This window comes from Rhizobium sp. SVR5-9E (genome assembly GCF_056755095.1).
Window position 1 is genome coordinate 1 of record NZ_JBNDHS010000153.1, and the last position, 9,285, is coordinate 9,285.

9 protein-coding genes and 1 riboswitch are annotated in these 9,285 nt (G+C 60.5%); of the genes, 4 read left to right on the top strand and 5 right to left on the bottom strand.

Going from position 1 to position 9,285, the window contains the following annotated elements; genetic code table 11:
• A partial coding sequence (locus tag ACPYOJ_RS32915) for a flavin monoamine oxidase family protein (RefSeq protein ID WP_481419990.1) occupies positions 1–772 on the top strand: 772 nt, incomplete at its 5' end.
• A gap of 22 nt (positions 773–794) precedes the next feature.
• Here the strand turns inward: ACPYOJ_RS32915 and ACPYOJ_RS32920 are convergent.
• Complete coding sequence (locus tag ACPYOJ_RS32920) at positions 795–1,127, bottom strand: GYD domain-containing protein (RefSeq protein ID WP_481419998.1); 333 nt, start codon at positions 1,125–1,127, stop codon at positions 795–797.
• 237 nt (positions 1,128–1,364) lie between these two features.
• Here ACPYOJ_RS32920 and ACPYOJ_RS32925 point away from each other — a divergent pair, with 237 nt between their 5' ends.
• The 3 genes from ACPYOJ_RS32925 to fba all read left to right on the top strand — a co-directional run bounded on the left by ACPYOJ_RS32925 (position 1,365) and on the right by fba (position 4,428).
• The gene (locus tag ACPYOJ_RS32925) at positions 1,365–2,183 is read left to right on the top strand and encodes a sugar phosphate isomerase/epimerase family protein (RefSeq protein WP_481419991.1); all 819 of its coding nucleotides are present in this window, start codon (positions 1,365–1,367) and stop codon (positions 2,181–2,183) included.
• 126 nt (positions 2,184–2,309) lie between these two features.
• Positions 2,310–2,455: riboswitch (FMN riboswitch) on the top strand.
• 116 nt (positions 2,456–2,571) lie between these two features.
• A complete protein-coding gene (locus tag ACPYOJ_RS32930) occupies positions 2,572–3,048 on the top strand; it encodes a 6,7-dimethyl-8-ribityllumazine synthase (protein WP_481419992.1) in 477 nt (158 codons plus the stop codon).
• 315 nt (positions 3,049–3,363) lie between these two features.
• Positions 3,364–4,428 (top strand): class II fructose-bisphosphate aldolase, encoded by a 1,065-nt coding sequence (fba, locus tag ACPYOJ_RS32935; protein ID WP_481419993.1) that lies wholly within the window; start codon positions 3,364–3,366, stop codon positions 4,426–4,428.
• A gap of 10 nt (positions 4,429–4,438) precedes the next feature.
• On the opposite strand, the gene ACPYOJ_RS32940 is transcribed toward fba, so the two are convergent.
• The 4 genes from ACPYOJ_RS32940 to ACPYOJ_RS32955 all read right to left on the bottom strand — a co-directional run.
• A complete protein-coding gene (locus ACPYOJ_RS32940; RefSeq protein WP_481419994.1) occupies positions 4,439–6,184 on the bottom strand; it encodes a glycerol-3-phosphate dehydrogenase/oxidase in 1,746 nt (581 codons plus the stop codon).
• Positions 6,185–6,241: 57 nt separating this feature from the next.
• A complete protein-coding gene (locus ACPYOJ_RS32945) occupies positions 6,242–7,771 on the bottom strand; it encodes an FGGY-family carbohydrate kinase (protein WP_481419995.1) in 1,530 nt (509 codons plus the stop codon).
• Positions 7,772–7,850: 79 nt separating this feature from the next.
• The gene (locus tag ACPYOJ_RS32950; protein ID WP_481419996.1) at positions 7,851–8,693 is read right to left on the bottom strand and encodes a DeoR/GlpR family DNA-binding transcription regulator; all 843 of its coding nucleotides are present in this window, start codon (positions 8,691–8,693) and stop codon (positions 7,851–7,853) included.
• Positions 8,694–8,878: 185 nt separating this feature from the next.
• A partial coding sequence (locus tag ACPYOJ_RS32955) for a substrate-binding domain-containing protein (RefSeq protein ID WP_481419997.1) occupies positions 8,879–9,285 on the bottom strand: 407 nt, incomplete at its 5' end.

The window sequence follows — 9,285 nt, forward strand, 5'->3', positions numbered from 1 at the left end:
CGCCGCTTACAACCGCGCCTCCACAAACAACAACTGGCGCCTTCCGGACGGCTACGGCACGCTGATCGCTTCTGCCATGCCAGCAGGAATCCAGGTGCATCCCGGCACCTCCGTTGAACGGCTGAGCCTGGCCGGGCACCACGTCGACGTTCATACGCCGAAAGGCACGCTTCGCCCGCGCGCTGTTATCCTGACGGTCTCAACCAACGTGCTCGCGGGAAGCTCGATTACTCTGCCGCCGGAACTCGCCCCCTGGCGGGAGGCGGCCGCCCGCCTGCCCCTCGGCAACAATGAAAAGCTGTTCCTCGAGATCGTCGGAAACAACCCGTTCGAGCCGGAAAGCCACGTTATCGGCAATCCCCGCAATCCGGAAACCGGCACCTACTACATCCGCCCATTGGGCAGACCGGTGATCGAGTGCTTCCTCGGCGGGGCAGGCGCAAGAGCGGCGGCGGCACGCGGGGCGGATGCCGCCTTCGCGCGGGCTGTGGATGAGCTTGCCGCGCTTTTCGGTTCGTCGGTCCGGCCATTGCTTCGCCCCCTCGCCTCCTCCTCCTGGTCAGACACGCCTTCCATCGGAGGCGGCTATAGCCATGCCCTGCCCGGGTATGCGGAGTCTCGTCTAGCCCTTGGCCGTCCATTCGACAACCGCGTCTTCTTCGCGGGGGAAGCGACAATCCCCAGTGACTTTTCGACGGCTCATGGAGCCTATCAGAGCGGCATCAGGGCGGCGGAAGAGGTTCTCGCTTCGCTCGAAGCAAGTCCTCGATGATCTCTCGGCCGGGCTGAGCGTTCTAGCCTTTTTCTCCCGGTGGCCGGTACGCGATCGACGATGCCTTTTGCATGGCGGCGAGCGTCTCTTCAACGGTCAGCAAGGTAGTCGTTTGAAAGGAGCTCACCGCTCCGCCGGCGCTGATGGCGATCGCCGTGGCTGCCATCGAGACGTTATCCGGAGCTTCCCACAAGTTGTATCCGTCGTGGTCGCCAAGGGCATACCAGAGGCCGTGCAACTTTCCGCCGACCGCCTCGATATACTGCTTGGCTGCCACTCGGCGGTCCTCGGGGTTCTTCATGAGCTTCGCCCATGTCGCTGGCGTATAACTGAACCGGGTCAGGTATAAAGGCATCGGCTTTTCCTCCTCGCATTCATCCCGCCGGCGGTCAAAAGAGTGCCGGATCAGACGCCCCCGAGTATGTCCTTCGCCCGTCTGCGCGGCAAGAACCGTGCGGACGCAGGCGCAGTCACCCATTGGTGACATCAGCGTAATACCCCCGACATAAATGCCAGTCATATAGCGCCTGCACAATTCAAGGGGCATTGCCGCCCCCCGCCCCATACTTCCTGTGATAATCGGAGCATACCAATGACCTCTCTGCCTATCGTTGGCGCAGCCATGACCATCAACGATCTCGAAATTCACCGCGATTGGCTCTTCGAAAGGCAGCGCGATCTTGAACTGCAGAGCTTTGTGGATGCGACAACGCTCAACGGCGACTGGACGCCCCTTGCCACTCGCGCCAAGAGATTGCTGGACGGCTATCAGGGCCGTCTTGGCATCCATGGTCCGTTCTGGGGTTTCGTCATCGCCTCGCAGGATCCGGATATTCGCGCCGTCGTCGCCAAGCGACTGAAGCAGGGCCTCGATGTCTGCGGCGCCCTCGGCGCCACGCAGATGGTCGTCCACAGCCCTTACACGACCTGGTCCTACAATAATCTCGACAGCAATGCCGGCGAGCGCGAGCGCATCGTCGAGCATTGCCACCAGACGTTGAGTGAAGCCGTCAAGCAGGCTGAAGACATCGGCTGCACGATGGTCATCGAAAACATCGAGGACATCGATCCGAACATTCGCGTGGCGCTCGCCGACAGCTTCAACTCCCCGGCCGTCGCAGTCTCGATCGACACGGGTCACGCCCACTACGCGCACAGCTCGACCGGTGCTCCGCCGGTGGATTACTACGTCATCGCCGCCGGCAACCGCCTGCAGCACGTCCACCTGCAGGACGCCGACGGCTATGCCGACCGGCATTGGAGCCTCGGCGAAGGCAGCATCCACTGGCGCTCGATCTTCTCGGCTCTCTCGAAGCTCGAAAGCAATCCCCGCCTGATCATCGAGATCAAGGATAAGTCCAAGATCCCGGCGTCGGCCGCCTACCTCGCCTCGCTCGGCATCGCCGAATAAGACCAGATGAACAAATCCGGCTCTCCACTGGTGCTGACGAACATCGTTCGAAAGCGAAACACGCGAAGAGCCGGATTTTCGATTTCAGTGCATCTTGCGTTTCCCAGATTCTTCGCTTTATGTTCGCCGCGTTCTCAGGGCGGGGTGCAATTCCCCACCGGCGGTATCGGGATTTTATCCCGGAGCCCGCGAGCGCCTCCAGCATCTGGAGGGTCAGCAGATCCGGTGAGAGGCCGGAGCCGACGGTATAGTCCGGATGGAAGAGAGCATGCAGGCGGGACCTTTCGCAGGAAGGGCCTCTCGTGCTTGTTCGCCCAAGGGATATTCGGGCCGCTCCCAGCGGCCTTAACCGCCGGCCCAACCGGCAGACCCTTGAAAGGCAGAAAACATGACTATCGCAACCAAACCCAACCAGAACCGGATCGCCGTCGTCCGTGCCCGCTGGCACGCCGATATCGTCGACCAATGCGTCACGTCCTTCGTCGAAGCGTGGCAGGCTCAAGGTGGAGCGAGCACCGAAGTCGATATCATCGACGTTCCCGGTGCGCTGGAAATTCCGCTTCATGCCCAGATGCTTGCCAGGACCGGAAATTACGCGGCGATCGTCGGCTGTGCATTCGTCGTCGACGGCGGCATCTACCGCCATGATTTCGTGGCAGCGACCGTACTCGACGCGATGATGCGGGTTCAGCTCGATACGAACGTGCCGATCCTCTCGGCGGTGCTCACGCCCCATAATTTCCAGGAGTCGGAAGCGCACATTCGCTTCTTCAAGGATCATTTCGTCATCAAGGGACAAGAGGCAGCAAATGCCTGCAAGGCTATCCTTGCAGCTCGGGCAAGCCTTGCCCTCGCTCAGGTATAGGACAGACCCGCGCCTGCGCGCCGGCCGAAAGCGTCGGCGCGCAGTACCGCGCGACCGAAATAATGCTCTCACACGGCACGCAACAAAGTATCTGGATTGTTGTTATTTTGTTATCATTCGTTGTTAGTTATTTCCACGCGTGATATGTGAGACTGCCTTGTACGAAGCGGACCACAAGTGCTCGCGTGCGACGCTGAGCCGGTCATTTATATGCGTTGAAGCCATGGTAACGCTTTGGTCTCAATCGTTCCTCGCTAAAATGACGATTTACGCAGTATCTTGAACCCAGCTAAGGTTGCTCAGAAGGAGAGCTTGATGGCACGCATTACGTTGAGACAGTTGCTCGATCACGCCGCAGAACAAGGCTACGGAGTGCCCGCATTCAATATCAACAATATGGAACAGGCCCTCGCCATCATGGAGGCGGCCAACGCCGTCGATGCGCCGGTGATCATGCAAGCTTCGCGCGGCGCCAGAGCTTATGCCAACGACATCATGCTGAAGCACATGATGGATGCGGTCGTCGAAATCTATCCCCACATCCCTGTCTGCGTGCACCTCGATCACGGCAACGAAGCGTCCAGCTGCATGACAGCCATTCAGGCCGGTTTTACATCGGTGATGATGGACGGCTCCCTCAAGGCGGACGCCAAGACACCGGCCGATTGGGACTACAATGTCGGCGTCACCAGGAAGGTCGCCGAGATGGCCCATCTCGGCGGCGTCTCGGTGGAAGGAGAACTCGGCGTTTTGGGTTCACTGGAAACCGGCATGGGCGAAGCCGAGGACGGGCATGGAGCCGAAGGCAAGCTCTCGCATGATCAGCTTCTGACCAATCCCGACGAAGCGGTCAAATTCGTCCGCGAGACCAAGGTCGACGCGCTGGCGATTGCCATGGGCACCTCGCATGGCGCTTACAAGTTTAGCCGCAAGCCTGACGGCTCGGTTCTGGCGATGAACATCATCGAGCAGATTCACCAGAAGCTGCCGAATACGCATCTGGTGATGCACGGCTCGTCATCGGTACCGCTCGAGCTGCAGGAAATCATCAACAAGTACGGCGGCCAGATGAAGCCGACATGGGGCGTGCCGGTCGAGGAAATTCAGCGCGGCATCAAGAATGGCGTCCGCAAGATCAACATCGATACCGATGGCCGAATGGCGATGACCGGCCAGATCCGGCGCGTCCTGCAGGAAGACCCCAGCGAATTCGATCCGCGCAAATATCTCAAGCCTGCAATGGCGGCGCTGACGAAGCTCTGCAAGGAACGGTTTGAGCAGTTTGGAACGGCCGGCAAGGCTTCGGACATCCGGCCGCTTCCGCTCTCGGAAATGGCAAAGCGCTATAAGTCCGGGGCGCTGGACCCGACTTTTTCTTGATAGCGAAACGTCAGCGGGCGCTCGCACGCCCGCTGACGTTTTTGCCTGCGGTTTCCTGCAGGCTCTGCCCGTGAAGGGTCTTCAGCGACGTCACAACGTCGTCGATTTCCACGGCGAGCCGCTCATCCGTCCATCCAAGAGCCGCCGCGGCAATCCTGCCGATCTCACGCAGCCCTTCCATCGTCAGCGTTCCCTCGATCGCAAGCGTGGTGCGCCTGAGCACGATGTCGGACAAATGCACGACGATCTCCTGCCGCGCGATCCAATCGATTTCCAGGAAGCTGTAGTGGACAGCACCGGAAAGGCGTTCGGCGTCGGCATAGGCTGACGTATGTTCAAGGATCGCCGAAGCTGTGGTGCCATACCGCGCCAAAAGTTGGTCCACTCTCTTCGGGTCTGCACTGGTTTTTGCCGCGGTCGCTCGTATCCAATCCGCTCTAGCCGCAGGGCTTCCCGGAAAATTTCTGCCGCCGCCGATGGCGAGGTTCTGCGTCGATTGCTTCCGGCCGCGTTGAAGACGTTTGAGCGCAAGATCCGCAACTTCTTCCGCAAAACCGCGAAATGTCGTCCATTTGCCCCCGACAAGCGAGATGATCGGGAAAGGCCGTCCTGCCTGTGGCTCCATCACCGGGGCTGAGTGGTCGCGGCTGATCAGGCCCGGGGAAGAAGCGTCGGATGCCGGCAGCGGGCGAATGCCGCTATAGCTGTAGACTACCTGTTCCCGCTCGAAGCGGAGTCCCGACAAGAGGGATCTCACACTGTCCAGGAAATACTCAATCTCCGGCTCTTCGCAGCGAACATTATCGGGGTCGTCGCAGGGAATGTCGGTGGAGCCGACGAGGGCGAGGCCCAGATAGCTGTAAACCAGACAGATACGGCCATCATCCGCTTCGAAATAGATCATATGGCCGTTCAGGCTGTGCACGAGCTCCGGGTGATCGAGCAGGATATGCGATCCTTTCGTCCCGCCGATCAGCCGCGAGGGCGCGCCGAGCGCTTCATTGACACGATCGATCCACGGGCCGGCTGCGTTGACGACGAGTTTTGGAGAAACGCTAAAAGTGCTCCCGTTCGATCGCTGGAAGGTGAGTTTTCCGTCCGCTGAGGAAACCAGCGTCGTGAAATTCGCGGCCAGCGAGTTTCCGTTCGCTTCAAGCCCATCCATGACGAGTTCGTAGACGAGCCGCTCCGGCCGGCTGATCTTGGCATCATAATAGATACCTCCGGCGACGATTGCCGGGGTGACATGCGGCATCTCCTTCAGTGCCTTCTTTTTCAACAGGAGCCGATGGCGGGGCATGACGCGATTGCGCGATCCGTAGAAGTCGTAGAGTGCGAGCCCGATCTTCACGAGAAGAGCGCCGCGGCTGCGTGGTGCAGTCGTCGAGCCAATCAGAGTCCGCAATGCCGCCCATATGCCGCGCGTCCAGGAGAAAATGGGAATGAACGTCGGCAAGGGGTCGACGCAGTGCGGCGCATTCTTGAGGAGCAAATTCCGTTCGAGCGTTGACTGGGCAACCAGCCCGAACTCACCGGTCTCGAGATATTTGAGGCCGCCGTGGATGAGTCGCGACGGTGCCGCGCTCGTTCCCGAGCCGAAATCGGCCTTATCGACGATGAGGCAGTTGACGCCCTGGGCGGTCAGGTCGCGGAACAATCCCGCCCCGTTGACGCCTGCCCCGAGAATGACGACGTCGATGTCGTTTTCTTGAAGCCGCGCAAAACGCTGTTCCAGATCGGTGGCGATATCGGTCATTGATGTATTGTCCTGGTGAACTGTCTGGAAGCGCCGAGCGTGCGGCGGCTTCGATCTCTACTCTTGGGTTTCGGACGGGACGAGCTTTCCGAGCTTCGGCCAGATCGGCGCCATCGCATCGGCAATCTCGCGAAACAGGCTATATCGAACCTGATAGTCCGCGCTGCGGGATGGATCGGGATAGCAGGTTCTGCCGATCGTGCCGCCCTCGCGCGGATCACTTTGCGGGTCGGCATAGAGGTCGACGCCCGCGCCTGCGCAGAGCGCTGCGCCCCAGGCCGCCGCCTCGTCCGTCTGGGTCACGGTGACCGGCATGCCGAGAACGTCGGCGAACATCTGCACGACGGTTGGATTGCGTGAAATACCGCCGGCGAGCCTTGCCTCGGAGAATTCGAAACCGTCGCGCAGTGCGTCGACATGGATCTTGTGGTTGAAGGCGATGCCTTCCAGGACAGCGCGCAACATGTCGCCCCTGTCGTGCCATCCACCGAGCCCGAAGAACCCTGCGCTCGCCGAGGCGCCATAGGGAGAGCCGAAGAGATAAGGGTGGAAAAGCGCTGTCGATGGACGGCTGAACGCTGCTTCGATTTCAGGCGCAAGCAGCGCATGCACCGACTGTCCGGCCGCCTCGACGCTCATGCGCTCAGTGCTGCACAGTTTGTCGAGAAACCAATCGTAATTGGCCGTCGACGCAGGCGAAATCGACATGTTGTTCCATTGTCCGGGCGCAATGGCGTTACGGCAAAACCACCGCTTGTCGACGCTCGGTTCGCTCGACAAGGTCTCGTTGATCGAATAGGTGCCGGCTATGACGGTGACCACGCCAGAGGCATAACCGCCAGCGCCCAAAGCGGACGCGGTGACGTCGTGAAGACCGGCGACCACGGGAGTCCCCTCCGCCAGGCCTGTCCGTTCCGCGACGGCACGCGTGACACGTCCGACAATCTCGTCAGAACGAGACGCCGGCGGCAAAGCGTGGCTCAACTCGCCCAGCCCGAACAGCCGAAGCGCGTCTTCCGAATAATCCTGGGTTTCGACGTTCGTGAAGGACGTGCTTGCTTCCGTCCGGTCGGTGCCGATCTCGCCTGTAAGGCAGAAGCGCAGCCAATCCTTGCAGCTCAGAATGTGACCGATCTGTTCGAAACGGGAGGGTTCCCTTTCCTTGATCCAGGCGAGAAGGGCTGACGGCGCGGAGACATGCGGAAGCTGCCCGGTCAGCCTTACAGCTTCGTCCGCAACACGGCTTCCCAGCCAGCGGTCGACGACGGATCCTGCCCGGCTGTCGAGCGACAGGATCCCGCGCCCGAGCGGCTTGCGGGACCGATCAAGCAGATAGATGCCGTCACCGTGGGCAGTGGCCGCAACCGCTTGAATGTCGCTCGCGGGGCGATCGCTGAGGCGCACGGCCTCTGCGATTGCGTCGGCTGTCGCGTTCCAGAGTTCGTCCATATCCCGCTCGACGTGGCGGGCCTTGGGCATGAACTGCGTAACACGCCTGCGCGCCACGGCGATCGGCGTACCGTCGACGTCGAAAATCACCGCTTTGGTCACGGTCAAGCCGCTATCGATTCCGAGCAGACTCGGCATTCAGGTTACTCCCACTGGTGAAAACGACGGACCGGCATACGCATGAACCGCTGGACGACGGCATCGCGCATGCGCAGATTCAGGACCGGACCTCGTCGTTCTTGGCAATCACGACATTGATATCCTTGGATCGCATGCGATCGACATGAACGGCCGGCGTCTTGTCATCAACGATGACGACGTCGAATTCTGTCAGCGCCGCGAAGCTGTGCAACGCGCGCCGCTCGAATTTGGTGTGGTCCATGAGAAGGATGCGTTTGACGGCGCAATCGAACATTGCCCGTTTTGTATCGACCAGCTCCGGCGATTGATGGAAGACGATGTCGTCGGTGATCGCGGACATGGAAATGAATGCCACATCCGCCCTCAGCCTGTTGATTTCGTTGATCGTCATGCGCCCCATGAAAGCATTGCACCAATTGTAGTACTGACCTCCGAGGGCCAGCAGCGTGACATCGTGCATTCCCTTCAACGCGTTCATGAGGGTGAGCGAGTTCGTGATCGCCGTCAGCGGGACCTTGGCCGGCAGGTGGGCGGCCATTTGAAGCACCGTGGTGGAATCGTCGAAGAAGATCGCCTGCCCCGGCTCGACAAATTGCATCGCGGCTTTCGCGATCATCTTTTTTTCCGCCGACTGGCGGCTCGAACGGTAGACATCGCTCGATTCGATCAGGCTGGTAGCGGCGGCCGTGACAATGCCGCGCGTCTTCCGGAACAGACCGCGGCTGACCAGTTCGTCCACATCGCGGTGCGCCGTCATCAGGCTTATTCCGAAGCGATCGGTCAGGTCCTCGATGCGCATCGAGCCTTCCGCCATGACCGCCTCTGCGATCATTTGCCGGCGAACGAGCTGGCGGGTATGCCGGCTGTCGCTCGGCAACTCGTCCGGCAGGAGTGCTCCTACGCTTATCTTCTGTGTCACGTTAGCCTCTCTGCCAAATTCCGTGGATCTCAGATCTCCTACTGCGAATGCGGTACCAGGGCAAAGCAGGAGACCAAAGGAGCGGCTGCACGGTGCCGCCTTCCCCGCTGGGTCACGGCAATGAGCGTTCATGAGACCCGCGCGGAAGGAGAAGAGGACGCCGCTGCCGGCGTCCCCTCATATGATTACTGGGCGAGAACGAACGGGCCCGTGTACTTGTCGACGTTATCCTTCGTGATCAGCAGGCAATCGAAGAGCTGCTTTTCGCTCTCGGCGCCGGTCTTGCCAGTCTTGATAACGTTGTCTGCCTGCTTGACGGCCTCCTCAGAGAAAACGGCGACCGGCTGCAGAACGGTGTACTGGAGCTCGCCGGCCTTGATCGCAGCAACGGCGTCTGGAGAACCATCGAAACCGCCGACCTTGATGTTGGCAAGCTTGCCGGCTTCCTTCAGCGCAGCGATTGCGCCGAGCGCCATTTCGTCATTGCCCGAGATCACGCCGATGATGTCGGGATTGGCCTGGAGCATGGACTGCATCTTGTTGTGGCCCTGGGTACGGTCCCAGTTGGCGACTTCCTGAGCGACCTTCTTCA

What these genes read in the sequence shown, in the direction of transcription:
- ACPYOJ_RS32920 (WP_481419998.1), bottom strand. Translation starts at nt 1,127, where the DNA reads ATGCCTTTATACCTGACCCGGTTCAGTTATACGCCAGCGACATGGGCG.
- ACPYOJ_RS32925 (WP_481419991.1), top strand. Translation starts at nt 1,365, where the DNA reads ATGACCTCTCTGCCTATCGTTGGCGCAGCCATGACCATCAACGATCTC.
- ACPYOJ_RS32930 (WP_481419992.1), top strand. Translation starts at nt 2,572, where the DNA reads ATGACTATCGCAACCAAACCCAACCAGAACCGGATCGCCGTCGTCCGT.
- fba (WP_481419993.1), top strand. Translation starts at nt 3,364, where the DNA reads ATGGCACGCATTACGTTGAGACAGTTGCTCGATCACGCCGCAGAACAA.
- ACPYOJ_RS32940 (WP_481419994.1), bottom strand. Translation starts at nt 6,184, where the DNA reads ATGACCGATATCGCCACCGATCTGGAACAGCGTTTTGCGCGGCTTCAA.
- ACPYOJ_RS32945 (WP_481419995.1), bottom strand. Translation starts at nt 7,771, where the DNA reads ATGCCGAGTCTGCTCGGAATCGATAGCGGCTTGACCGTGACCAAAGCG.